This window comes from Kitasatospora sp. NPDC057512 (assembly GCF_042802135.1).
Classification (GTDB): Bacteria; Actinomycetota; Actinomycetes; order Streptomycetales; family Streptomycetaceae; genus Kitasatospora.
This window is the reverse complement of record NZ_JBHVET010000035.1, coordinates 1-24,707: the sequence shown is the minus strand read 5'-3', so window position 1 is coordinate 24,707 and position 24,707 is coordinate 1. Positions and strand designations below refer to the sequence as shown.

The window sequence follows — 24,707 nt, the reverse complement described above, 5'->3', positions numbered from 1 at the left end:
GCCGGGAACAGCGGCGTGGCCGCGCCGTCCTGGAGCCGGGCCACCGGATAGGTGAGGACGGGCTGCGGCACCGCGTCGAGGTTGACGATCGGGGCCTCGACGGCGAACACCGACGGCTGGAGCAGCATCCCCTGTCCGGCCAGGTGCACATCGGCGTCCAGACCGGAGACCGTCGCGATCTCCAGCACGGGCGCCCGCCAGCGGACCCGCCGCGGGTTGACGCGTGCGAGCAGGGCCTCGACGCCGCCGCCGAGCAGCTGGCGGGACCGCACCGCGGCGTCGGCCGCCGTCAAGGCCTCGACCTCCCGCCAGTGCGGGACGAGGGCGTGGCCGGCCACATGCTCCAGGCTGTCGCACAACTGCCGCAGCAGCAGCGGGTCGTCGGGCAGCCGGCGGGCCCACGAGGGCAGGGGCTGGTGCCGAGCCGTGTTCTCCAGGCTGGCCCGTACGCGGCTGCGGGGCGTGGAACGGACCTGTTCGATCAGCTCGGCGGGCGTCGCGGCATTCGCGCCGCTCAGGAAGTCGGTGATCCGCCCGCGCGAGGGCATGAGGGCGAAGACCATGCGCGAGGCGGGATGCAGGGCGGACAGGGTGCGGTGGCGCCAGGCCCCGAGCCGCACCGGCTGGCTGCGCTCCTGCAGCTGCCGTGCCGCGGTGCTCAGCTCGATGCAGGGTGCCGGTCCGTCGGCGATCCGGGTCCGCGCGAGGTCCTCCATGGTGAAGTGGATGCGTAACGGCACGTCGTCGCCCTTCTCCCCAAGCCCGACCGGCCACCGTCGGTGCTGCCGTCCTCCTGCGCTCGACGGCCATCCTCGTCGAGCGGGGGCGCACGGGCCAGTAGGGATCGTGCTGGAATCGGGACGGGGCCGCCGACCCCGAACGGTCGATCAGGTGCTGTCCCGTCAGGCGACCGGCCCAGTTCCGCGAGCGCCCACGAGGCCGGACTGGTGAGCTGTACCGGGAGTCCGCGCCCCGACCGGTCTCCCGCCGCTCCTGGAGGAGGAATCCGTGCCGGACCCGACGTCGTACGCCGACCTGCGCGCCCTGGTGATCAACTGCACCCTCAAGCGCTCCCCGGAACGCAGCCACACCCAGGGCCTGATCGACGTCTCCACCGGCATCCTGCAACGCCAGGGCGTCGCCGTCGACGTCCTGCGCGCCGTCGACCTCGACATCGCGACGGGCGTCTGGCCGGACATGACCGAGCACGGCTGGGAGACCGACGAGTGGCCGGTCATCTACTCCCAGGTGATGGCCGCCGACATCCTCACGCTCGCCGGGCCTGTGTGGCTCGGCGACAACTCCTCCGTCATGAAGAAGGTCATCGAGCGACTCTACGCCTGCTCGTCGATCCTCAACTCCGAAGGCCAGTACGCCTACTACGGCCGGGTCGGCGGCTGCCTGATCACCGGCAACGAGGACGGCGCCAAGCACTGCGCGATGAACGTCCTCTACAGCCTCCAGCACCTCGGCTACACCGTCCCGCCCCAGGCCGACGCCGGCTGGGTCGGCGAGGCGGGCCCCGGACCGTCCTACCTCGACCCCGGCTCCGGCGGCCCGGAGAACGACTTCACCAACCGCAACACCACCTTCATGACCTGGAACCAGCTCCACCTCGCCCGCATGCTCAAGGACGCGGGCGGTATCCCGGCCCACGGCAACCAGCGCTCCGAATGGGACGCCGGCTGCCGCTTCGACTTCGAGAACCCCGAGCACCGCTGAACCGTCTCGCACATCGTCACCATGGGCTCCGCCGCCGGAGTCGTCATCGTGAAGGGGCCCCTCCGCCGCCCGCGCAGCGGCGAAGACCGCCGTCAACGCCTACTCCCGCATGCCCGGGTTCCCGTCCTCGGAATCCCTGTCGCCGGGCGGTGGACGGGTGTCAGTCGAACCGGGCGAGGTCAGAGTTCTGGGGTCCGGGCAAGGACCGTGCATCCTGGTCTTGCGGATAGAACTGCCTGGCCCAGTGCCGGAAGGGGCCGATCGGACCGTCACCCTTGGCGAGCCGCGGGTGTGGCCGGTACTTCTTGCTGTACCAGATCGGGTAGTCGACGGCGGTGAAGTCCTCGCTGAACCTGATCAGGGGACCGATCAGCAGCCGGGACAGTGCGCGGCTCACCTGGCGCGCCAGAGGCTTCGGCAGCGACGACGGTTCGTCGAAGACGAGTCGGCTCGCCTGTCGGTACTGCATCCGGTTGGGCTCGATCATCGTGCCCATGATCAGCGTGCACATCCGCGTCCCGAGCCGCGGAGTGTGGCTGTCGGAGTGCAGGAAACCGATCCCGTATCCGTCGACTTCGATGTTGATGGGGCTCTCGCCGATCAGCGGGAACTTCTCGCGGACCCGCATCGAGACGTGGAAGGTCTTCTCGCCGAAGACGACGGGGGTGGGGAGCTCCGCCTTGGCCCAGCCGTGCAGGGTGCCGAAGTGTCCGACGTCGACGGAGTTCTCCATGATCTCCTGGGCATGGCCGGGCATCTCCCAGGTGCCGTAGCGTCGGGGGAGATGGCCGATGGTGTGGATTTCCGGGATTTCCCAATCCGGGGCGCGGCCGTCATGGTGCCACCAGACGAATAGGGCCTCGTTCACCTCGCGTACCGGCAGGCTGGTCAGCGACGCCTTCGGGGGTGGTGTGCCGTAGCCGGTCCGCACGCACGCTCCGTCCGGGCCGTAGGCGAACTGGTGGAACGGGCATACCAGGTCGTCACCGTCGAGTTTGGCCAGGCCCAAGTGCGATCCCAGGTGCGGGCAGTACGGCTGGACGGCTCGGACGAGGCCGTTGCGCAGCCGGTACAGCACCACATCCTCGCCGTGGAGCCGGCGGGTGAGCACGGAACCGGGCTTCAGCTCGCCGGAGAACGCCACCGCCGACCAGCCGTCGGGATAGGGGAGGACAGGGGCCAGTGCCAGGTCGGCACGGGTCGGCCCCTGGGTAATATTCTGTGCATATTTACGCGAAAGTCGCACGAATTCCTCCTGCGTCGGATCCATGTCGAATCCTAATCCAGGAAGGCTGGAATTCTGCTGAAGTGGCAGGGTTTGAAAAATTCATACGCGTTATGAAATGACTGGGGCTCATCACCTTTTCCGGTTCAGCGTCCGGTAGATTGCACAACGTCCGGTAGATCGCACAAGATGAGTTCCGGCCTCAGGACGGTTTCGCTTCGGGGGCGAAGGCGGGGAGCTTCTCGATACGGCTGCGTACGGCCTCGGCGCTGTACTCGAACACCTGCCGCTCGTAGCCGTCGACCGCGCTGAGCAGATCCCGGCGGCCTTCGTCGGCCTCGATCAGGCGGCGGCGCAGCAGGTCGGCGTCGCGCAGCGCGGTGTTCGCGCCGTTGCCACCGGTCGGGGAGGTGGCGTGGATCGCGTCGCCCAGCGCCGTCACCTACACCGTCACGGTGACCGGCACCTCGGCTGTCGGGCCCGCTCACGCCCGGGTCGCCGAGCAGGCGGCCAGGCCCGCAGCTGTCACCAGGCCTCGGCTTCCGCTGCGGCGATGCCCCGTGAGGCCGTGAACGTGAAGGTGTGGACAGGCAAGGTCGGTTCCAGGAGCGTCGAGGGTGGGAGGTGGCTACGGGAGTGAGGGGAGGGCGAGGCGTTCGATGCGGGCGGCGAGGTCGGGGTCGCTCTCGGTGCGGCCGAGGCGGCACATGGTGGTGGTACGCACCGCGGTGGCCTTGACGCCGCGCATGCTCATGCACAGGTGCTCGCCAGCGGTGAAGACGGCGACGTCGTCGGTGGCGGCGGCCTTGGTGAGGTCGTGGGCGACGTCGTGCGTGGTGCGTTCCTGGAGCTGGAGGGCGTGGGTGTGGGCCTCCAGGTGCCGCACCAGCTTGGACAGGCCGAGGACGGCGGTGTCCGGCACGTAGGCGATGGAGACGTCGAGGCGGAAGGGGAGCAGGTGGTGCTCGCAGACGCTCCGGTGATGACTATGTCCGGCTCTGCCTCCAGCAGCATTTGCTGCATGGTGGCGTGGTCGAGCCGGGGCACTTGGCGCAGGCCGGCGCCGAGGGCGGCGGCGTCCTTGCGGGCCTCGGCGTCGCGGACTTCGTCGCGGACGACGATCGCGACGGCGGCGCTCCGGGCATGGAGGGCGAGGGTGGCGCCGGCCCACAGTTCGGCGTCGCCGGGGTGCGCGAAGGCGGCCAGGACCGAGCCCGGCCCGGCACCGCTCACCACAGCCCGAGTTTCTCGACGACATCGGCGGGTTTCGGCAGCTGGGGGCTGGCCTCGCCGTTGAGGGCGACGGGAACGTCCAGGTCGCGGTGCACCGTGATCATCGCCTCCCAGCGCAGCACGTCGGCCCAGATCATGGTGATCGCGGCGCCCTTGGCATCGGTCAGCCGGCCGGAGCCGGGCAGGTCACGCAGCCGTATGCCGTCGCATAGGAGGGCGGCGGCGACCTTCGGGCCGACGCCGCGGACGCCGGGGATGTTGTCGGACTTGTCGCCGGTCAGGGCGCGGAAGGCCGGCCACTGGGGGGGTGACGCCGTAGCGGGCGAGGACCTCCTCGGCGGTGATGATCCGCTGGGAGGACTTCCGGGAGCGGTTGAGGATGCGCACGCGGTCGTCGAGGAGCTGGTAGAAGTCCATGTCCCGCGACATGATCAGGACCGGCCGGGAGGCGGCGGCCCGGGTGGCGAGCGTGGCGATGACGTCGTCGGCCTCAGCGTCGCCGACCTCGACCCACCGGATCCCGTACGCGTCCAGGCCGTCCTTCACCGGGGTGAGGAACTGCAGCGGCTTGAGTGCCTCCGGTGTCGCCTCCCGGTTCGCCTTGTACTCCTGGTCGGCGGCGACGCGGTCGGCCGTGCCGTGCTCGCCGTCGAAGACGACCAGGACCTCGGGCTGTGCGACGTCGAGGTCGTCGCGGACCGTGGCGCGCAGCAGGGCGAAGAAGGCGAACAGGCCGGTCAGTTCGCGGGTCTTGTCGCGGGAGAAGATCGGGGCGGGGAAGCCGAAGGTGCCGGCCCACAGGAGGTTGAATCCGTCGACGAGCAGCAACGGCGCAGGGGCTGCTGGGGTTTCGGGCATCACGACACCGCCTCCAGGAAGAAGTCAGCGGTTCGGTACGGCTCGAACTCGGCTGTTCTCCGATACACGGTCTGTGTAGTCGCGGCGTACAGTATGTCATCTTCCAGCAGGGTTTGGGCCGCCTTGTGGAGAGCGGTCGGGCCGTCGTCGTGGTCGACGAGGAGGTGGTTGCCGTCGCAGGTCGGGCTGATCAGGGCGGGCAGGTTGCCGACCCGGTAGGCGACGACCGGGGTGCCGACGCTCATCGCCTCCAGCGCGACCAGGCCGAAGGTCTCCTTGTGGCTGGGCACGATGACCACCGCCGCGCCGGCGAGCCAGGGAAGCACCTCATCCCAGCCCAGCGCCCCGCGCAGACGGACGTTCGGGGTTCGGGCGGCTGCTTTCCTGCAGGCGTGGAGGAGTGCGGACTGGGATCGAGAACCCCGAACACCGCTGAGCCGTCGCGCCGATTTCCCGGAATCGGCGCGACGGGTGTCGCTTCGACAGCGGTTACAGCTCCCGTGGGCGCCGGGACGGCCTCAGCCGGAGACCGAACATCCCCGCGACGATGGTTGCCAGGACCGGCGCGTCCGGGCTCAGGTGCGGCGATCGGGTCACCAGGAGGATGACCACGATCACGACCGCGGCCCGGGCTTCGCGGGTCGCGTCCGGGAGGGGGCGGCGGCGGTGGTTGGGGCTGGGGTCGCACATGGTCGGTCCTTTGGCAAGGCCCGGCTGCGCCGGGCGGTGGGTCCGCTGCTAGCGGTGTTCCCAGCGTGGGAGCAGCGGGAGGCGTTGCGGGAGTGGCAACGCGTTGACGTTCCGGGTGTCAACTCCACGTGTTGACGATTGGGGTGGCAACGGGCCTTTTGGCCTCTGACGCGGGTGCCGATCAGGGACAGTGGTGGTGGATACCGTTGTCCTACGCGTTGGAGTCCGTTCACCGTTCACCGCGCAGGGCACTGAAGTTGACATTGAAGGACGGTGCAGTGGCTGAGGGCAGTACCCCGGGGACGTTGGTGGTCCGCGGAGACCTGGGGGTGGAGCGAGTGGACTTCGCGTCGCGTCTGCGGCCATTGTTCGACTCCTTGCGGGTGAGCTACCGGGTGTACGGGAAACGCAGGAACATCACGGCCTCGGCCATCTGTCGCTACCTGAGCGGCGAGAGGATCCCGACCCAGCGGTTTCTCGAGGACCTCTTCGACGATCTGGCGGCCGCGGGTGCCCGGGTCGACGACGAGGAGCAGGCGACGCTGCTGCGCCTGCGCCAGCGAGCCCTGAATGGCGGGGGACCTGTCCAGCAGACGCAGGCGCAGTTGGAGGAAGCCCAGCAGGAGGTTCGGGACTGTCTGGCGCGAGAGTCGGAGCTGCAGGGGGAACTCCAGGCACGCGAGCAGGAACTGCGGGAGAATCAGGAGCAGTTGGACCGGCTCAGGCGAGAGCGCGGATCCTCGGATCAAGCGGCGCAGCTGGCCTGGCAGTCGTCGCAGTACGAACGCGTCGAGGCCGAACGCGACAGGTTGCGCGATGAGGTGGACGAGCTGCGTGAGGAACTGTTCCGTGAACGGGACTGGCGGCTGCGACTGACCGAGCAGTGTCGACAGCTGATGTGGCAGCTCCTGGTGACCGAGCGGGTACCGGCCGCCGGAGGGCTCGAGTCCCTGCTGTCGAACGCCGAGAGCGCCTCGGTCAGCGAGTTGGTGGGCCTCGCTGCCGCAGCCGACGACCGGCAACTGGCGGTGGCCACGGAGCTGATCCGCTCGGCAGGCCGGCACAGGCCGCTCGGAGATGCGGTCGATCTGTTCGTCGCCCTGCACGAGGCCGGTCGGCCGCAGCAGGCGCAGGCGACACTCCCCGCCTCCGTGCTGAGCAGGACCGTCTCCGATGTGACCGAACTGATCGGCGCGTTCGCGGCACGGGGGCTCGACGACTACACCGCGACAGTGATCCGGACCTGGGTGGAACTGCAGTCCTGGCCGGAGGTGGTGGAGCTGACCGTGCAGTTGCACAAGTCCGGTGAGGACCCGGAGCCCGGCGACACCGTGGCGATGGCCGCGGCCGCCGTCCGGAGCCCGGGCGACGTGATCCCGCTGCTGCTGGAACTGAACCTACGGCACGGCCTGTCCTCTACGGTCGAGCGCTGTCTGGATGTCATGGCGAAAGAACGCGAGATCGCCGCCCTCGTCGTAGTGGCGGATGGCCTTGATGAAGCGGGGCTGCCCGAGCTCTGTCGACAGCTGGTCGTGCTCGTCGTCCAGCAGCGTCGGTCGCAGGACACGGCCGAACTGCTGCGTCAACTGTCGCAGGGCCGACTGGCCTGGCTCGCCGATGAGATGTTCGACGAGCTCAATCGCTACGGGCGGCCGCGGACGATCGTCGCCGTGTTGTCGGGTCTGGGATTCGCAGACGGTGCCGCGAGGATCCAGGCTGCCGCGGAGTATGCCGCGGAATTCCGGAGCGGAGCCGACGCGGCGGCATTGGTGCGGGGCTTCCAGACGGTCGACCTCTCCGCGTACGCCGCGCTGATCACGGGGAACTTCGTCCTCCTGCGCGCGCCCGAGGAGGTGACGCAGCTGATGCGCGCGCTGGACACGCCCGGTGGCGAGTCCGCCGGTCGGTGTCTCGAGGAGGCTGAGCGGAGGATGACGGTCGACCAGATCCTGCGGATGGGCAGAAAGCTCTTCGCCACCGACCTTCGTGAGCATGGCTGTGATCTTCTCGCCCGGACCACTCAGAGTCGCCCGGCGGGAGTCGCCGCAGAACTGCTGGCCAAGCTGAGCGAGTTCCCGGACATCGCGGAGCCGGTCTTCGAGCGCACCGTGTGGGGGCTGTCCCTGCAAGCGGTCGCGGAGGTCATCGTGTCGCTGCGTTCGCGCCCTCGCCTCGACGTCGCGGACAGGCTGGCAAAGGTGACCGAGGAGCTGAATCCCGACTCCAGGGAAGCCTTGCGCGAGGAGGTCGAGGCTGCCCAGGAGCGTCGTGCGGCGAACCTCCGCCGGATGGGCGCAGGAGACATTTTCCAGCGTCGGCCGATCGACGCCGTACAGGAACGACGCTATGCCAGCGCCGGACAGGAATGGCCCGAACCGGTGTCGGCATCCAAACCGGCACGGCGCTCCCGGGGCCGCCACGCCCTCCACCGGGCCAAGCCGAAGGAGCAGGAGACGAGGGACGAGAGCGTGGCCGCCCTGCGGCGGACGGTCGAGAGGCTGGCCGCCGATCTGGCGGAGGCCAGGGAGCGGTTGGCCGTGGAGACCGTCCGTCGGCGGGCGGCCGAGGGCGGCCACTGCCAGTGCCAGACCGTCTAGAGATCGTCCTCAAAGGCCCCAAGAGTGCTTACGAACAGCCGACCCCGCCGGGGGCGTAGGTCGAGGGATGAGATGCAATGTGAGTCGGGCGGTGGAGCTTCGCGAGGGCTCAGTGGCGGATCCAGCCCGGGATCCCTCCTTCGGCGTTGCGGCCCTTCTCCAGGAACGCGATGTTGCGGTAGAGGTGCATTCCGGCCAGGGACGGACCGGCTGCGTTGGTGGCCTTCGACGGCTGCTCCTCGTAGTGCAGGTCGTCGACGAGCCGTTTGACCAGGCCGAGCGTGGTGCTGTCGCACACCTCCGGGTCCTCGTTTCCGCCGAAGCCCGGGGCGTAGGAGGTCCACAGGTCCTCGATGACGTAGAGGCCTCCGGCGCGGACGTGGGGGAACAGTGCCCGGAATGTTGTTCTGACGTGTTCGTTGATATGACTTCCGTCGTCGATGACGATGTCGAACGGGCCGTGCTTTTCGGCGATTTCGATCATTTGGGCGGGGTCGCTCTGGTCCGCCTTCAGTGTGTGCAGGCGCTGTTGGTCGAGGCCGCTCTTGTCGTACAGGTCGACGCCGAATACCAGGCCGCGCGGAAAGTAGTGTTTCCACATCTTCAATGACCCGCCCCCCAGGGTAGGGTGGTCGTATCCGCCGATTCCGATTTCGAGCACTCGGACGGGCTGGTCGCGCAGGTGACGCAGGTGGCGTTCGTACAGCGAGGCGAACCAGTGCAGGCCGCCCCACTTGTCCGAGTCGTGGCGCACTGCCAGCCGGGCGAGTCCGGGGTGGTCGGAGGAGCAGCCGGTGAGGACGGTACTGGTCGCCGCCATGATCGAGCCGAGCGGGCGAACGCCCTCCACCGTCATGGACTCCGGGACGAATCGCAGCTCGGTCCGTCGGTTCGCCGGCCCGCCGGGCGTGGAGGGCCCGAACAACTCCCGTGCCAGGTCGAGCACATCGTATTCGATGCGGAACGCGGCCGGGCCGTCCGCATCGTTCGGGCCGACCGATCGACCGGCCTGCACGAGGAGGGGCACGCTGACCCGCTCCTCGCCGCGCGTGACGTCCAGGACGATGGTGACCGGCTCGGCGTTGCCCGGCGGATCGCAGCGGAACAGGATCTCGTCGACCAACACGGCCGTGAGGTCGGCGAGTTCGAAGGAGTGGACGGCGGAGTGCAGGGAGCGGGTGTCGTCTCCGGCCAGCCTGAGGCATTCGATGGGTGTGGCCGAATCGACTTTCCTGTCCGCCATGGGATCCGAGAATGTGTTCATCACATGAAATCCCTTTGTCCGAACTATGCTGGAATGGCCGTCGCGTGACACATTCTCGTGTCCGTCGCCTCCGGTCAAGCTCCTCCCGGAATGCGTGTGCCAGGCAATCCGGTGCGGTTGGTCTCGGGACGACAGTCCCGGCCCGGCGTACTTGAATGCGGTGCGGCCGAGTTGGACAATCCCAACGAATCACGCCGAATTCGGCGATCCTCGATGCCTCCAGCCGGTTAGGAGCACTTTGTGCGCATCTTGTTCGTGGTGGCACCCGGGGTCGGCCACCTCATGCCGGCGGTGCCCACCATGTGGGCGGCGCAGTCGGCCGGTCACGAGGTACTCGTGGCCGCGACCGGACCGAGCCTGGACATGGCCGCGCGTTCGGGCCTGGCCGCCGTGGACGTATCCGACGGTGACGCCGCCGGCGCCTACCACCGGCTCGGTGTCCGGGTCACGAGGAACCGACCGGACCGGCACGACCTGTCCGACGCCTGGCGCCGGTTCACCGGTGCGGCGGACCGGCCCGACCCGACGGCCGCCGGCCGGCCGGACCCCGCGCGTGAGGACATCGCCGACCTGGTCCTCGGGGTGGGCGGCCGGATGGTGGACGGCACCGTGGAGCTGATCCGCCGGTGGCGCGCGGACCTCCTGGTCTTCACGACCTTCCTGGCCGGCGGTCAGCTTGCCGCCGAGGCCACCGGAATCCCCTGCGTGATGCACGGGATCGGGCTGCCCTATCCGTCCTTCGCCGCGGTGCTGAGCGCGCTGGAGGACGTGCGGGAACGCCACGGGATCACCGGTGCGCTCACCCCTCCGGTGGCGACTGTCGACCTGTGTCCGGAGAGCCTGCGCCCTCCGGACGCCAAGGCCGGCTGGCCGATGCGTTACGTGCCGTACAACGGCGGTGCCGTGCTGCCCGACTGGGTGAGCGCCGCGCCGCGGCGCCCACGCATCTGCGTGACCTGGGGATCGGTGCTTCCCGCGGTCGGTGGAACCCCGGTCCTGCGGGGCGTGGTCGACGCACTGGCCGCCGAGGACGCCGAGGTCGTCCTCACCACGGGTGGGGCGGATCTGTCCGGCCTGGGGCCGCTCCCGGCGAACCTCCGTGCCGTCGACTGGGCGCCGCTCAGTGCTCTGCTGCCGAGCTGTGCCGCCGTCGTCCATCACGGAGGGTCGGGTACCACCTTCACCGCACTCGCCAACGGGGTGCCGCAGCTGCTGCTGCCCCAGGTGGCGGATCAGCCCGTGAACGCACAGGCGGTGGTGGAGCGGGGGGTGGGGGTGGCGTTCCCCGACCGGGACATCGACCCCGCGGCACTCGCCGACGGCATCCGCCGCGCACTGACCGACCGGCGGATCCGCGAGGCCTGTCGGCAGGTCCGGGAGGAGATCAAGGCGATGCCCGGCCCCGAGCAGGTCGTCCGGCAGCTGGTCGAGGCCGCGTCATGACCCGCACCGGCCCTGGACCGGACGGCGCCCTGGCCCCGGCACCGGCCGACGACGCCCCCGCGAGCGTGGCGGCCGGTGACGTCCCCACGAGCATGGCGGCCGGCGACGCCCCCGCGAGCGTGGCGCCCGGCTCCGGCTGGCCCGCGATCGAGCCGCTGCTGCGCGCGGCGGCCGACGAACACCGGCTGGCGCGGGCCGTCGGTGACCTCGGGCTCGACCGGGTCGCGGAGGTCGTCGTCGAGGAACTGGCGGTGCGCTGCGATCCGGTGCCGATGGACGGCGCCGCGCACCTCGCCTTCGAGATCACGTCGGACGGTGAACGGGCCTGCCGCCTCCTCACCGTCGACCGCGACGGGCTGACCTCGAAGCGGGACGGCTGGCAGGCGGCGCCGGTGCGGATCACCCACGACGCCGTCGACCTCCTGCGCGGCCTCTACGGCCCCGGCACCGATCGCCGGACCAGTCGGCGGGTCACCACCTGCGCCGAGCTGAACGCGCCGGACCCGGACCCCGCTGGGCTCGCCGCGATCGTCCGCGAACGCCAGCGGCTGGCGGTCGCGGTCCAGGCGGTCGTGGCCGCCTGCCAACGGGACCCGGTCGACCTCGGCGGGCTCTCGACCCGGTTCGGCTCGGACAAGTGGGCCGACCTCCACTGGTACACCCAGCACTACGAGCGGCACTTCGCCCGCTTCCGGAACGCGCCGATCCGACTGCTGGAGATCGGGATCGGCGGCTACGACGCACCCGACCAGGGCGGCGCGTCACTGCGCATGTGGCAGCGCTACTTCCCGGCGGCACTGGTCCTCGGGCTCGACATCGTCCCCAAACCCGGTGTCCGGGGCCCCCGCATCGCCACCGCCGTCGGGGACCAGGGCGACCCCGGACTCCTGGACGACCTCGGCCGTCGGTTCGGGCCGTTCGACATCGTCATCGACGACGGCAGCCACCTCAACTCCCATGTGCGCGCCTCCTTCACCGCCCTGTTCCGCCATGTGCGGCCGGGCGGGCTGTACGTCGTCGAGGATCTCCAGACCGCCTACTGGCCCGGCTACGGCGGCACCGCCGGCCCCGTCGCCGGGCCCGGGACCTCGGTCGGCCTGCTCAAGCAGCTCATCGACGGTCTGCACCACCGGGAGTGGGTGCCACCGGCGGCAGCGCCCGGACCGTCCTACGCCGACCGGCACGCCGTGGCCCTGACCGTCCACCACAACATCGCCTTCATCGAGAAGGGCGTCAACGCCGAGGAGGGCGCCCCCGCCTTCATCGACCGCGGGTGTTCCGCGCCACCGGCGTGACGTCCGCCAAGCCCCCGGACCGATCCGGACCGGGACCGACCTGCCAGGGAGACACCAGTGGATGACAGCGACAGTGACGGGCACCTCTACCTGGACCTCATGAAGAAGGTCCTGACCAATGTCATCTACCAGGACGGCGGGCTCACCCCGGACGGACCGACCGGCTACCGGGCCGAGGAGCGGCACGGAGGGCTGGACTGGCCCGCCGCCGCCCACACGATGATCGGAACGGAGCGCTTGGACAACCTGCACGACTGCCTGGAGCGGGTCGTCGCGGACGGCGTCGACGGCGATCTCATCGAGACCGGCGTCTGGCGCGGCGGCGCCTGCATCTTCATGCGCGCCTTCCTGAAGGCGCACCGCATCACCGACCGCCGGGTGTGGGTGGCCGACTCCTTCACCGGCATCCCCGAGGTGGGCGCGGACGGGCACCCCCTGGACCGCGAACTGGCCCTGCACCAGGCCAACGGGGTACTCGGCGTGCCCCAGGAGGAGGTGGCGGAGAACTTCCGCCGCTACGGGCTGCTGGACGACCACGTCACCTTCCTCCCGGGCCGGTTCCGGGACAGCCTGCCCCAGGCGCCGGTCGAGAAGCTGGCGCTGCTCCGGCTCGACGGCGACCTCTACGAATCCACCTGGGACGCCCTGACCCACCTGTATCCCAGGCTGTCCACCGGAGGGTTCGTGATCATCGACGACTACGTCATCCCGGCGTGCCGGGCCGCTGTGCACGACTTCCGTCAGGAGCAGGGGATCGACGACCCGATCCGACGGATCGACGTCTGCGGCGCGTACTGGCGGCGGAGCCTGTGACCGCGGTCCCGGCGGAAGCCGTCACGGTGCACCCCCTCAACGAGCAGTCGCGGGAGATCCTCGACTCCGGTGAGGCCGCCGTGTTCGGACTGAGCCCGTTCAACGGGTTCTACCGGCCCGCGACCGTCGAGACCCTGCTGGCCTGGGCCGCCGGAAGGTTTCGGCACGTCGAAGCCGTCCTGCCCGGCTACGAGACGGCCTTCGGCCTCATCGCCCGCGGGCGGGCACCCCGGGAGGCCGCACAGAGCGCGACCCGGGCCGTCCGCAGGATGCGCGCGGCGGCACGGCGCGCCCTCGAAGCCTCCGGACCGAACCCGCACGACCGGGTCAACAGCTGGACCCGGCTCGTCAACCGGAAGCGCTACCGGGAGCTGCGCGTCCAGGTCGACGACGTCTTCCGCTCGGACGGCCGGTTACGGGAGCTGTGCCGGGAAACGTCCCGCGGCTACCTCATGACGGTCCTCGGCGGCGAGCCGACCCCGGCGCAGATCGAACTCAACCTCGGCTACGTCCTCGCCGAACTCCCGCTCGTCCTGGACCTGCCCGGCATCACGGGGACCCGGACCGCCCTCCTCCTCTACAACCGTCCCTGGCCCCTGCAACTCGCCCTGTGGAACGACGAGGTACCGGCCCTGGCACCGGCGCCGGGCCACGGCTTCGCCACCATCGCCCTGGCCGCCGAACCAGCCGCCGAACCGGCTGTCGAACCGGCCATGGCATCGGCCGTCGCCTCGGCCGCCGAGCAGGCCGCTCCGCCGAACGCCGATACCAGAGGAGCCCAGTCGTGACCCCGTCGGACACCGACACCCTCCAGTGGCCGCTGCCCGCGGGAGACCACGGGACCCCGCCTCCGCTGTACGCCACGCTGCGGCGGGAGAGCCCGGTCTGCCCGCTGCGCATGCCCAGTGGGCAGACCACCTGGCTGCTGACCCGCCACGACGACATCACGGGAGTCCTGACCGACCCGCGCTTCTCCAGGAACCTCGTCTACCCGGGCGCGCCGCGACTGATCGGTGAGGACTTCAACTCCGTGCCGGGGGGCATCTTCAACCTCGACCCGCCCCGGCACACCCGGGTACGGCAGATCCTCAACCCCCTGTTCAACCGGCGCGCCGCCGAACGGTGCTCCACCGCGATCGCGGCGCACGCCGAGGACCTGCTGACGGCGATGGCCGAGGGAAGCAACCCCGCAGATCTGGTCAGCGCCTACACGGCGCCCCTCGCCCTGCGGGTCAGCTGCGGCCTGCTCCGCATCCCGGCGGACCGGCGCCAGGCGCTGCACGGCTGCTTCCGTGAGCAGACCAGCCAGAACGCGGACCGGACGGAGGTCTCGGCCGCCACCGAGCAGATCGGCGCGCTCGCCGCCGAGATCGTCGCGGACAAGTGGTCCGCCCCCGACCCGACCGAACCGATCGGCGCTCTGATCGCGGCCCACCAGGCCGACGAGATCACCTCCGAGGAGCTGCACGGCACCGTCAGCTACCTGCTCGTCACCGGGATCGAACCGCTCGTCTCCTCGGTGTCCACGGGCATCGTCACCCTGCTCAGGCACCCCGAGGAAGTGCGGAGCGCCCTCGACGACCCGCGGCTGTGGCCCGCCGTCGTGGAGGAGGTCCTGCGGTTCCACCACAACGGCTACCTGTCCAACCCGCGCGTCGCGTTGGAGGACACCGAGATCCGCGGCGTGCTGATCCGCGCGGGGGAGTCGGTCGTCACGCCGATGATCGCCGCGACCTGGGACCCGGACCACTACAGGCACCCCCACCGGTTCGACATCCACCGCCGTACGGACGGATCGAGGACCTTCGGCGCCGGCCCGCACTTCTGCCTGGGCGCCTCACTGGCCCGAGCGCACCTGCGGATCGCCTTCGAAGCGCTCTTCACCCGGTTCCCGAGACTCATCCTCGCGATCGACGCGGACGAACTCCCCTGGGACGAGGACAACCTGTTCACCCGCCCGCTCGTCCTGCCGGTCGCCTGGTGAGGGGGCGACGGGGCGGCCGCCGGTCGCCAGGAGGCCGGCGAGGACGCCCTCGGGCCAGGTCCCCGCGACCGGCGGCGTGCGGTGGCGGACGGGAGGGCCGCCCTTCTCGGCCGGACGCGGCTCGCCCCCGGACGTCGGATGGCGGACGGCCGGGGGCGAGCCACGGGGGGTTCCGGTGTCAGAAACCGGCCCTGCGCTTGTTGTAGACGTCGAAGCCGACGGCCGCGAGCAGCACCAGGCCCTTGATGACCTGCTGGTAGTCGGTGCCGACGCCGACCAGTGACATGCCGTTGTTCAGGACGCCGAGCACCAGGCCGCCGATGATGGCGCCGAGCACGGTGCCCACGCCGCCGCTGGCCGAGGCGCCGCCGATGAAGGCGGCGGCGATCGCCTCCAGTTCGAAGTTGATGCCGGCCTGCGGGGTTCCGGCGTTGAGCCGCGCGGCGAAGACCAGCCCGGCCAGCGCCGCGAGGACGCCCATGGTGGTGAAGGCGAGGAAGACGACCCGCCTGCTCCTCACCCCGGACAGCTTGGCCGCCGCCTCGTTGCCGCCGATGGCGTAGGTGTGCCGCCCGATGATCGAGTTGCGCATCAGGTAGCCGAAGCCGACCAGCAGCGCGCCGAGGATCAGCAGCACGATCGGCACGCCGTGGTAGCTGGCCAGCAGCAGGGTGAAGACCACCACGGCCGCGGTGATCAGGGCGAGCTTGGTCAGGAACAGCGCGAGCGGGAGCACCTCCAGCCCGTACGAGGCGGTCTGCCGCCGGCCGCGCACCTCCTGGAGGACCGCGACGCCCAGGACCGCGAGGCCCAGCAGCAGGGTGAGGTTGTGGTAGTCGGTGTGCGGTCCGACCTCGGGGAGGAAGCCGCTGCTGATGCTCTGGAAGCCCCTGGGGAACGGTGCCACCGACTGGCCCTGGAGCAGGATCTGGGTGCCCCCGCGGAACAGCAGCATGCCCGCCAGGGTGACGATGAAGGACGGGATGCCGAGGTAGGCGATCCAGAAGCCCTGCCAGGCGCCGGCGAGGGCGCCGATCACCAGCGCGGCCAGCACCGCCACGGGCCACGGCAGGTGGTGCTTGACCATCATCACCGCGGCGGCGGCCCCGACGAAGGCGGCCAGCGAGCCGACCGAGAGGTCGATGTGCCCGGCGATGATGACGATCATCATGCCGATCGCCAGGATCAGGATGTAGCCGTTCTGCTGGATCAGGTTGGTGATGTTGAGCGGCTGGAGCAGGATGCCGTCCGTCCGGACCTGGAACAGCAGCACGATCAGCGCGAGCGCGACCAGCATGCCGTACTGGCGCACGTTGCCGCGCAGCGCGCGGGCCAGCACGCCGCCGAGGGAGGGGCTGGGGCCGTCCTGCGGTGCCCGCGGGGACGAATCCGGGATGATCTCGGTCTGGGCCATGACTCACACCTGCTCGTTGCTGGATGCGGCGCTCGTGGTCATGAGCCGCATGAGGGATTCCTGGGTGGCGTGGGCGCGGGCGACCTCGCCGGTGATCCGGCCTTCGGCCATGGTGTAGATCCGGTCGCACAGGCCCAGGAGTTCGGGGAGTTCGGACGAGATGACGAGCACGGCCTTGCCCTCGGCGGCCAGCTCGGCGATGACGGTGTAGATCTCCGCCTTCGCGCCGACGTCGATGCCGCGGGTGGGCTCGTCCAGGATCAGCACCTCCGGCTCGGCGAAGATCCACTTGCTGAGGACAACCTTCTGCTGGTTGCCGCCGCTGAGCGTGCCGGTCCGGGTGAACACCGTCGGGGCCTTGATGTTCATGGTGCGCCGGAAGGTCTCGGCGACCTCGGCCTCCCGGTGCCGGTCGACCCGGCCGTGGCGGGCGACCTTGCGCAGCGCGCTCAGCGAGATGTTCCGGCTGATGTCGTCGAGGAGGTTGAGGCCGAGCTGCTTGCGGTCCTCGGTGACGTACGCGATGCCGTGCCCGATCGCCTCGGGCACCGTCCGGGTGCGGACCTCCCGGCCGTGCAGCCGGACCCGGCCCGCCGCCCACCGCCCGTACGAGCGGCCGAAGACGCTCATCGCGAGTTCCGTGCGGCCGGCGCCCATCAGGCCGGCGATGCCGACGATCTCGCCGCGCCGCACGTTCAGCGAGGCGCCGTCCACCACCATCCGCTGCTGGTCGATCGGGTGCCGGACGCTCCAGTCCTCCACCTCGAAGGCGACCTCCCCGAGGTCCGCCCCGTCTTCCGTGAAGGGCTGCCGCTCGGGGTAGCGGTGCTCCAGGTCGCGGCCGACCATGCCGCGGATGATCCGGTCCTCGGAGATGCCCTCGGGGCCGATCGCGATGGTCTCGATGGTCCGCCCGTCGCGCAGGATGGTCACGGCGTCCGCGACCCGGGCGATCTCGTTCAGCTTGTGCGAGATGACGATGCAGGAGATGCCCTGCGCCTTGAGTTCGAGGATCAGGTCGAGCAGCTTGCGGCTGTCCTCGTCGTTCAGCGCGGCGGTCGGCTCGTCCAGGATGAGCAGCCGGACCTTCTTGGCCAGCGCCTTGGCGATCTCGACCAGCTGCTGCTTGCCCACGCCGAGGTCGGCGATCCGGGTGTGCGGGCTCTCGCCGAGGCCGACCTGGCGGAGCAGTTCGGCGGCGTGGGTGAGCGTCCGGTGCCAGCTGATGATGCCGCGGGAGGCGTGCTCGTTGCCGAGGAAGACGTTCTCGGCGATGGACAGGTAGGGCACCAGCGCCAGTTCCTGGTGGATGATGACGATGCCGCGCTGCTCGCTGGCCCGGATGTCCCTGAACCGGCAGGGCTCGCCCTCGAAGAGGATCTCGCCCTCGTAGGAGCCGTGCGGGTGGACGCCGCTCAGCACCTTCATCAGGGTGGACTTTCCGGCGCCGTTCTCGCCGCAGACGGCGTGCACCTCGCCGGCGCCGACGGTCAGGTTGACCTCGGAGAGCGCCTTGACGCCGGGGAACGACTTGCTGATCGACCGCATTTCGAGAACGGGTCCAGCCATGGGTGTGCGTCCGTATCGTTCGGGGCGGCGCGGTCGGGGAGGCCCCGGGCTCCCGGGAGCCCGGTCCGCGCGCCGCCGGTTCGGCACAGGGCCCGGCGACCGGGCCCCGCGGGCTACTTGAGCTGGTCCGCGGTGTATTGGCCGCTGTCGACCAGGACCTGCCGGTAGTTGTCCTTGTCGACGCTGACCGGCTGGAGCAGCTGCGCCGGGACGGTCTTCGCGCCGTTGTCGTACTGGCTGGTGTCGTTGACCTCGGGCTTGCCGCCGGCCAGCAGCGCGTCGCCCATCTGGACGGCGGCCTTGGCCAGTTGGCGGGTGTCCTTGTAGACGGTCTGGGTCTGCTCGCCCGCGATGATCGACTTCACCGAGGCCAGCTCGCCGTCCTGGCCCGTGACGATCGGCAGCGACTTGGCGGTGCCGTAGCCGACGCCCTTGAGCGAGGACAGGATGCCGATCGAGATGCCGTCGTACGGCGAGAGCACGGCGTCGACGTGGGCGGAGGTGTAGGCCTTGCTCAGCAGGTTGTCCATCCGGGACTGGGCGACACCGCCGTCCCAGCGCAGCGTGGCGACCTGGTTGAACTCGGTCTGGCCGCTCTGCACGACCAGTTTCCGCTGATCGATGTACGGCTTGAGGACGCTCATCGCGCCGTTGAAGAAGAAGGTGGCGTTGTTGTCGTCCGGAGAGCCGGCGAACAGCTCGATGTTGAACGGGCCCTTGCCGTCCTTGAGGCCGAGCCTGTCGACGATGTAACTGCCCTGGAGCACACCGACCTTCTGGTTGTCGAAGGTCGCGTAGTAGCCGACGTTGGCCGTGCCGCGGATCAGCCGGTCGTAGGAGATCACCGGGATGTGGGCGTCGGCGGCCTTCTGCAGCACGTTGGTGAGGGACGAGCCGTCGATGGCGGCGATCACCAGCAGCTTGGCGCCCTTGGTGATCATGTTCTCCACTTGGGAGACCTGGTTCTCCACCACGTTGTCGCCGTACTGCAGGTCGGTCTTGTAGCCCTTGGCCTGGAACTCCCTGACCATGTTGTTGCCGTCGTTGATCCAGCGTTCCGAGGACTTGGTCGGCATCGCGATGCCGACCAGGCCGCCCTTGGCGTCGCCCTTGGCGGGGCCGTCGCCGACACCGTTGGCGCTCTGTCCGCACGCCGCCAGCGAGAGCACCAGGCCCGCGGCGACGAGGCTCGCCGAAATCTTCCGCACAGTTCCTCCAGTGGTGGTCCGCGACCGGGCACAGGTCACCCGTGCCGGGTGACTGGGAGCGGTCGAGCGGGGCCGGCCGGAGCGGGTCCCCGGGGAGGGGGAGAGCAGGGGCTCCGGCCTGGCGTGACATGAGTGTTAACGCTCACACTTGAACCGTCAAGAGCCTCGGACATGGTTCGGTACCTGACAGACGGGGCTGCCGGGGAGCGCGGCCGCCGCCGGAATCCGCCGGGTTCCAGGGGCCGCGAACCGGTGTGGAACCGGTCGCGTACTGTGGTCCAAACCGAGGAGGGAACTGCGAGTGGGAACCGACGGTACGGAGACGGAACAGCGCCAGCCCGTGATGGCGGACGTGGCGAAGCTGGCCGGAGTGTCCCACCAGACGGTGTCCCGAGTGCTCAACGGTGCCCCGCACGTGCGGCCGGACACCCGCGAGCGGGTGCTGGTCGCGATCCGGGAGCTCGACTACCGGCCCAACTCCGCCGCGCGCGCCCTGGTCACCCGCCGCTCGCAGACGCTCGGCGTGGTCAGCTTCGACTCGACGCTCTACGGGCCCGCGGCGATGCTGGACGGCATCGAGCAGGCCGCGCGCAGCGCCGGGTACTTCGTGAGCGTGACCAGCCTGCGCTCCCTGGACGGCCGTTCGGTCCAGGAGGCGGTCGACCGGCTGCGCGACCAGGGCGTGGAGGGTGTCGTCGTGATCGCGCCGCAGACCTCGGCCGTCAGCGCGGTGGCCCGGCTCTCCACCTCGGTGCCGCTCGTCGCGGTCGGTTCGGGCGACCAGGTCCAGGTGCCCATGGTGTCGGTGGGCAACCTCCCCGGCGCCGAGGCGGCCACCCGGCACCTGCTCGACCTGGGGCACCGCACCGTCCACCACGTGGCGGGGCCGGCCAACTGGCTGGAGAGCCAGGACCGGGAGGAGGGCTGGCGCCGCACGCTGGAGGCGGCCGGGGCTGCCGTGCCGCACGTGGAGCGCGGCGACTGGAGCGCCCGCTCGGGCTACCAGGCGGGTCTGCGGATCGCCGAACTGCGGGACGTCACCGCCGTCTTCTGCGCCAACGACCACATGGCCCTCGGCCTGCTGCGCGCGTTGCACGAGGCCGGCCGGTCGGTCCCGGGCGACATCAGCGTGGTCGGCTTCGACGACATCCCGGAGGCCGCCTACTTCAGCCCGCCGCTGACCACGGTGCGGCAGGACTTCGGCGAACTCGGCCGCAGGGCCCTGGGGTTGCTGGTCGAGGGGCTGGAGGGCGCGGCGCGCTCCCGGGCCCATGTGCAGATCCCCCCGGAGATGGTGCTGCGGCGCAGCGTGGGCCCCGTCGGCCGCCGTTGAGCGGCGGCCTGAAGTCTCAGGCCCCCGGAGCGTGCCGGTCAAGATTGGGTAACGCGCTCCCTGGCCCTTGTCGCCATGAATTGTGAGCGTTAACAATTCACCTGAGCGAAACCGCGTCGCGCGCCACCCCGGGGCACCCAGACCCCGGAGCATCCAGACCCCGGGGCGCCCAGGCCCCAGAGCGACGGAACCACCAGACCCCGCACACCGGGCCGGCCACCCGCTTCGGCCCGCTACGAAGGGCGTGAACGTGCCACCAACCTCCGACTCCCCGGAGCGCCACGTCGTCGGCGTCGACTTCGGCACGCTGTCCGGCCGCGCCGTGGTGGTCAGGGTCAGCGACGGCGAGGAGCTCGCCACCGCCGTCCACGAGTACCCGCACGGCGTCATCGAGACCGAACTCCCCGGCACCCGCCGGCGGCTGCCGCCCGACTGGGCGCTCCAGCACCCCGAGGACTGGCGCCAGGTGCTGCGCACCGCGGTCCCCGCGGCGCTCGCCGCCGCCGGCATCGACCCGGCGACCGTGATCGGTATCGCCACCGACTTCACCGCCTGCACCGTCCTGCCGGTCACCGCCGACGGCACCCCGCTCGCCGAGACCGCCCTCGGCGACCGCCCGCACGCCTGGCCGAAGCTCTGGAAGCACCACGCCGCCCAGAGCCACGCGGACCGGATCAACCGGCTCGCCCACCAGCGCGGCGAGAAGTGGATCGGCCGCTACGGCGGCAGGATCTCCGCCGAGTGGCAGTTCGCCAAGGCGCTGCAGCTCCTGGAGGAGGACCCGGGCGTCTACGCCGCCACCGAACGCTGGATCGAGGCCGCCGACTGGATCGTCTGGCAGCTCACCGGCGCCGAGAGTCGCAACACCTGCACGGCCGGCTACAAGGGCATCCTCCAGGAGGGCGACTACCCGTCCGAGGAGTACCTGGCCGCCCTCAACCCGGACTTCGCCGACTTCGCCCGCACCCGGCTGGCCCACCCGCTCTCCGCCCTCGGCTCCCGGGTCGGGTCGCTGACCGCCGAGGCCGCCGCCTGGACCGGACTGCCCGAGGGCATCGCGGTCGCCGCCGGCAACGTCGACGCCCACGTCGCCGCCCCCGCCGCCCAGGCCGTCGAGAACGGCCGGCTGCTCGCCATCATGGGCACCTCCACCTGCCACGTCGTCAACGGCGCGACCCTGGCCGACGTCCCCGGGATCTGCGGCGTCGTCGACGGCGGCATCGTCGAGGGCGCGTACGGCTACGAAGCCGGGCAGAGCGCCGTCGGCGACATCTTCGCCTGGTGGCTGCGCCAGGGCCTGCCCGCCGACTACCTGGCCGAGGCCGAGGCCAGGGGCGAGGACGCCCACCAGCTGCTCACCCGCAAGGCCGCCGCCCAACCCGTCGGCGGGCACGGCCTGGTCGCGCTGGACTGGTTCAACGGCAACCGCTCCACACTGGTCGACCACCACCTCTCCGGCGTGCTCGTCGGGCTCACCCTGGCCACCCGCCCCGAGGACGTCTACCGGGCGCTCCTGGAGGCCACCGCCTTCGGCACCCGCGTCATCGTCGAGGCACTGGAGGACGGCGGCGTCCCGGTCACCGAGTTCATCGTCGCCGGCGGCCTGAAGAAGAACCCGCTGCTGATGCAGATCCACGCCGACGTCCTGCGCCGCCCGGTCTCGCTCGCGGTCTCCGCCCAGGGCCCCGCCCTCGGGTCCGCCATCCACGCCGCCGTCGCGGCCGGCGCCCACCCCGACGTGCGCGCGGCAGCCGCCGCGATGGGCCGGGTCGAGCGCGCCGCCTACCGGCCCGACCCGGCCCGGGCCGACGCCTACGACGCCCTGTACGCCGAGTACCGCGAACTGCACGAGCACTTCGGCACCCCCGCCGACAAGCAGCTGCACCGCCTGCGCGGACTGCGCGACTCCGCGGGGGGCGACGCCGCCCCGACGCAGAACAGCGAGGAATCATGAGCGACCCGATCGACCTGCTCCGGCAGCAGGTCAGCGACCTGCACCAGGAACTGGTCCGCTACAACCTGGTGGTCTGGACGGCCGGCAACGTCTCCGCCCGGGTGCCGGGCGAGGACCTGATGGTGATCAAGCCGAGCGGCGTCCCCTACGACGAGCTGTCGCCCGGGTCGATGATCCTGTGCGACCTGGACGGCACCGTGGTCGAGGGCGACCACGCCCCCTCCTCCGACACCGCCGCGCACGCCTACGTCTACCGGCACCTGCCCGAGGTCGGGGGAGTGGTGCACACCCACTCCACCTACGCCTGCGCCTGGGCCGCCCGAGGCGAGGCCGTGCCCTGCGTGCTGACCGCCATGGCCGACGAGTTCGGCGCGGAGATCCCGGTCGGCCCGTTCGCGCTGATCGGCGACGACTCGATCGGCCGCGGCATCGTGGAGACCCTGCGCGGCCACCGCTCGCCCGCCGTCCTGATGAAGAGCCACGGCGTCTTCACCATCGGCAAGGACGCCAGGGCCGCCGTCAAGGCCGCCGTGATGTGCGAGGACGTCGCCCGCACCGTGCACGTCTCCCGCCAGCTCGGCGAACCGCTGCCGATCGCCCAGGCCGACATCGACAGTCTCAACTTCCGCTACCAGAACGTGTACGGCCAGCAGCCCGCCCGCTGACCAGCAAGGAGACACCCGACATGACGTCGATCGAAGGCCGCGAGGTCTGGTTCCTGACCGGAAGCCAGGGCCTCTACGGCGAGGAGACGCTCCGCCAGGTCGCCGAGCAGTCCCGGCGGATCGCCGAGACCCTGGACGGCTCGGCGGAGCTGCCCGTCGAGGTGGTCTGGAAGCCGGTGCTCACCGACGCCGACGCCATCCGCCGGATCTGCCTCGACGCCAACGCGGCGGACGACTGCATCGGCCTGATCGCCTGGATGCACACCTTCTCCCCGGCCAGGATGTGGATCGCCGGGCTCGACGCCCTGCGCAAGCCGCTGCTCCACCTGCACACCCAGGCCAACGTCGAACTGCCCTGGGCCACCATCGACATGGACTTCATGAACCTGAACCAGGCCGCCCACGGCGACCGCGAGTTCGGCTACATCCAGTCCCGCCTGGGAGTCGCCCGCAAGACCGTCGCCGGACACGTCGGCGACCCGGTCACCACCGGCCGGATCGCGTCCTGGGCCCGCGCCGCCGTCGGACGCGCCGAGCTGGCCACCCTCAAGCTGGCCCGGTTCGGCGACACCATGCGCGACGTCGCCGTCACCGAGGGGGACAAGGTCGAGGCCCAGCTCCGGTTCGGCGTCTCGGTCAACACCTACGGCGTCAACGACCTGGTCGAGGCGGTCGACGCCGCATCCGACGCCGAGGTCACCGAACTGGTCAAGGAGTACGAGGACGGCTACCGGCTCGCCCCCGCCCTGCGCCCCGGCGGCGAGCGGCACGACTCGCTGCGCTACGCCGCCCGGATCGAGGCGGGCCTGCGCGCCTTCCTGACGGCGGGCGGCTTCCGCGCCTTCACCACCAACTTCGAGGACCTCGGCGGGCTGCGCCAGCTGCCCGGCCTGGCCGTGCAGCGGCTGATGGCCGACGGCTACGGCTTCGGCGGCGAGGGCGACTGGAAGACCTCGGTGCTGCTGCGCACCCTCAAGGCGGCCGCCGCCGGCCTGCCCGGCGGCACCTCCTTCATGGAGGACTACACCTACCACCTGGAACCCGGACGGGAGTTGATCCTCGGCGCGCACATGCTGGAGGTCTGCCCGAGCATCGCCGCCGCCACCCCGTCCTGCGAGGTGCACCCGCTGGGCATCGGCGGCCGGGAGGACCCGGTCCGGCTGGTCTTCGACGCCGCGCCCGGCCCGGCCGTGGTGGTCGGGCTGGCGGACCTGGGCGACCGCTTCCGGCTGGTCGCCAACGAGATCGACGTGGTCGACCCGGTCGAGCCGCTGCCCAGGCTCCCGGTGGCCCGCGCGGTCTGGCGGCCGCGGCCGGACTTCCGGACCTCCGCCGAGGCCTGGCTCGCCGCCGGCGCGCCGCACCACACGGTGCTCACCGGCGCGCTCGGTGCCGAGCACCTGGAGGACCTCGCGGAGATGCTCGGCACCGAGCTGGTGC

At 70.8% G+C, this 24,707-nt stretch carries 22 protein-coding genes and 1 pseudogene; 11 read left to right on the top strand and 12 right to left on the bottom strand.

Annotation, left to right across the window (positions count from 1 at the left end):
- Positions 1 to 740 (bottom strand): DUF5937 family protein (locus tag ACFU6K_RS04650; RefSeq protein WP_380660880.1); only part of this gene is annotated, 740 nt, incomplete at its 3' end.
- 268 nt (positions 741 to 1,008) lie between these two features.
- Between ACFU6K_RS04650 and ACFU6K_RS04645 the strand changes: the two genes are divergently transcribed.
- Positions 1,009 to 1,722, top strand: a complete 714-nt coding sequence (locus tag ACFU6K_RS04645; RefSeq protein WP_380660879.1) for a flavodoxin family protein — start codon at positions 1,009 to 1,011, stop codon at positions 1,720 to 1,722.
- A 160-nt stretch (positions 1,723 to 1,882) separates the two neighbouring features.
- Here the strand turns inward: ACFU6K_RS04645 and ACFU6K_RS04640 are convergent, their stop codons facing one another.
- The 7 genes and pseudogenes from ACFU6K_RS04640 to ACFU6K_RS04610 form a co-directional block, all read right to left on the bottom strand.
- Positions 1,883 to 2,992, bottom strand: coding sequence for a Rieske 2Fe-2S domain-containing protein (locus ACFU6K_RS04640; protein WP_380660878.1), 1,110 nt, complete (start codon positions 2,990 to 2,992; stop codon positions 1,883 to 1,885).
- A 157-nt stretch (positions 2,993 to 3,149) separates the two neighbouring features.
- Positions 3,150 to 3,389, bottom strand: a complete 240-nt coding sequence (locus ACFU6K_RS04635; protein WP_380660877.1) for an FAD-dependent oxidoreductase — start codon at positions 3,387 to 3,389, stop codon at positions 3,150 to 3,152.
- Between the two features lie 186 nt (positions 3,390 to 3,575).
- Positions 3,576 to 4,205, bottom strand: coding sequence for a GTP cyclohydrolase I (locus tag ACFU6K_RS04630; protein ID WP_380660876.1), 630 nt, complete (start codon positions 4,203 to 4,205; stop codon positions 3,576 to 3,578).
- The gene (locus ACFU6K_RS04625) at positions 4,177 to 4,437 is read right to left on the bottom strand and encodes a hypothetical protein (protein ID WP_380660883.1); all 261 of its coding nucleotides are present in this window, start codon (positions 4,435 to 4,437) and stop codon (positions 4,177 to 4,179) included. The genes ACFU6K_RS04630 and ACFU6K_RS04625 overlap by 29 nt, the downstream gene beginning before the upstream one ends.
- Entirely contained in the window at positions 4,367 to 5,008 is a 642-nt protein-coding gene (locus tag ACFU6K_RS04620; RefSeq protein WP_380660875.1) for a hypothetical protein, read from the bottom strand. The genes ACFU6K_RS04625 and ACFU6K_RS04620 overlap by 71 nt, the downstream gene beginning before the upstream one ends.
- Before the next feature lie 29 nt (positions 5,009 to 5,037).
- Positions 5,038 to 5,409 (bottom strand): annotated as a pseudogene (locus ACFU6K_RS04615) (glycosyltransferase family 4 protein); the annotation flags it as partial.
- A 118-nt stretch (positions 5,410 to 5,527) separates the two neighbouring features.
- Positions 5,528 to 5,728, bottom strand: a complete 201-nt coding sequence (locus ACFU6K_RS04610) for a hypothetical protein (protein ID WP_380660874.1) — start codon at positions 5,726 to 5,728, stop codon at positions 5,528 to 5,530.
- Between the two features lie 338 nt (positions 5,729 to 6,066).
- On the opposite strand from ACFU6K_RS04610, the gene ACFU6K_RS04605 reads away from it, so the two are divergent.
- The gene (locus ACFU6K_RS04605; RefSeq protein WP_380660873.1) at positions 6,067 to 8,325 is read left to right on the top strand and encodes a hypothetical protein; all 2,259 of its coding nucleotides are present in this window, start codon (positions 6,067 to 6,069) and stop codon (positions 8,323 to 8,325) included.
- Between the two features lie 109 nt (positions 8,326 to 8,434).
- On the opposite strand, the gene ACFU6K_RS04600 is transcribed toward ACFU6K_RS04605, so the two are convergent.
- Positions 8,435 to 9,589 (bottom strand): hypothetical protein, encoded by a 1,155-nt coding sequence (locus tag ACFU6K_RS04600; protein ID WP_380660872.1) that lies wholly within the window; start codon positions 9,587 to 9,589, stop codon positions 8,435 to 8,437.
- Between the two features lie 240 nt (positions 9,590 to 9,829).
- On the opposite strand from ACFU6K_RS04600, the gene ACFU6K_RS04595 reads away from it, so the two are divergent.
- The 5 genes from ACFU6K_RS04595 to ACFU6K_RS04575 are packed head-to-tail and all read left to right on the top strand — an operon-like array spanning position 9,830 to position 15,124.
- On the top strand, positions 9,830 to 11,032 hold the full coding sequence (locus tag ACFU6K_RS04595; protein ID WP_380660871.1) for a nucleotide disphospho-sugar-binding domain-containing protein: 1,203 nt from the start codon (positions 9,830 to 9,832) through the stop codon (positions 11,030 to 11,032).
- Complete coding sequence (locus ACFU6K_RS04590) at positions 11,029 to 12,327, top strand: hypothetical protein (protein WP_380660870.1); 1,299 nt, start codon at positions 11,029 to 11,031, stop codon at positions 12,325 to 12,327. The genes ACFU6K_RS04595 and ACFU6K_RS04590 overlap by 4 nt, the downstream gene beginning before the upstream one ends.
- A gap of 57 nt (positions 12,328 to 12,384) precedes the next feature.
- Entirely contained in the window at positions 12,385 to 13,140 is a 756-nt protein-coding gene (locus ACFU6K_RS04585) for a TylF/MycF family methyltransferase (RefSeq protein WP_380660868.1), read from the top strand.
- The gene (locus ACFU6K_RS04580; RefSeq protein WP_380660866.1) at positions 13,137 to 13,928 is read left to right on the top strand and encodes a tRNA-dependent cyclodipeptide synthase; all 792 of its coding nucleotides are present in this window, start codon (positions 13,137 to 13,139) and stop codon (positions 13,926 to 13,928) included. The genes ACFU6K_RS04585 and ACFU6K_RS04580 overlap by 4 nt, the downstream gene beginning before the upstream one ends.
- Entirely contained in the window at positions 13,925 to 15,124 is a 1,200-nt protein-coding gene (locus tag ACFU6K_RS04575) for a cytochrome P450 (RefSeq protein WP_380660865.1), read from the top strand. The genes ACFU6K_RS04580 and ACFU6K_RS04575 overlap by 4 nt, the downstream gene beginning before the upstream one ends.
- 178 nt (positions 15,125 to 15,302) lie before the next feature.
- On the opposite strand, the gene mmsB is transcribed toward ACFU6K_RS04575, so the two are convergent.
- The 3 genes from mmsB to chvE form a co-directional block, all read right to left on the bottom strand.
- Entirely contained in the window at positions 15,303 to 16,538 is a 1,236-nt protein-coding gene (gene mmsB / locus ACFU6K_RS04570; protein WP_380660863.1) for a multiple monosaccharide ABC transporter permease, read from the bottom strand.
- A 3-nt stretch (positions 16,539 to 16,541) separates the two neighbouring features.
- Complete coding sequence (mmsA, locus tag ACFU6K_RS04565; protein ID WP_380660862.1) at positions 16,542 to 18,107, bottom strand: multiple monosaccharide ABC transporter ATP-binding protein; 1,566 nt, start codon at positions 18,105 to 18,107, stop codon at positions 16,542 to 16,544.
- A gap of 113 nt (positions 18,108 to 18,220) precedes the next feature.
- Positions 18,221 to 19,315: a multiple monosaccharide ABC transporter substrate-binding protein gene (chvE, locus tag ACFU6K_RS04560; protein ID WP_380660861.1), complete on the bottom strand. Its 1,095-nt coding sequence runs from the start codon at positions 19,313 to 19,315 to the stop codon at positions 18,221 to 18,223.
- A 343-nt stretch (positions 19,316 to 19,658) separates the two neighbouring features.
- On the opposite strand from chvE, the gene ACFU6K_RS04555 reads away from it, so the two are divergent.
- The 4 genes from ACFU6K_RS04555 to araA all read left to right on the top strand — a co-directional run.
- Entirely contained in the window at positions 19,659 to 20,648 is a 990-nt protein-coding gene (locus ACFU6K_RS04555; protein WP_380660882.1) for a LacI family DNA-binding transcriptional regulator, read from the top strand.
- Between the two features lie 250 nt (positions 20,649 to 20,898).
- Positions 20,899 to 22,602, top strand: coding sequence for a ribulokinase (gene araB, locus ACFU6K_RS04550; protein ID WP_380660860.1), 1,704 nt, complete (start codon positions 20,899 to 20,901; stop codon positions 22,600 to 22,602).
- Positions 22,599 to 23,267, top strand: coding sequence for an L-ribulose-5-phosphate 4-epimerase (locus tag ACFU6K_RS04545; RefSeq protein ID WP_380660859.1), 669 nt, complete (start codon positions 22,599 to 22,601; stop codon positions 23,265 to 23,267). The genes araB and ACFU6K_RS04545 overlap by 4 nt, the downstream gene beginning before the upstream one ends.
- 20 nt (positions 23,268 to 23,287) lie before the next feature.
- Positions 23,288 to 24,707: L-arabinose isomerase (araA, locus tag ACFU6K_RS04540; RefSeq protein WP_380660858.1), on the top strand; the 1,420-nt coding region annotated here is incomplete at its 3' end.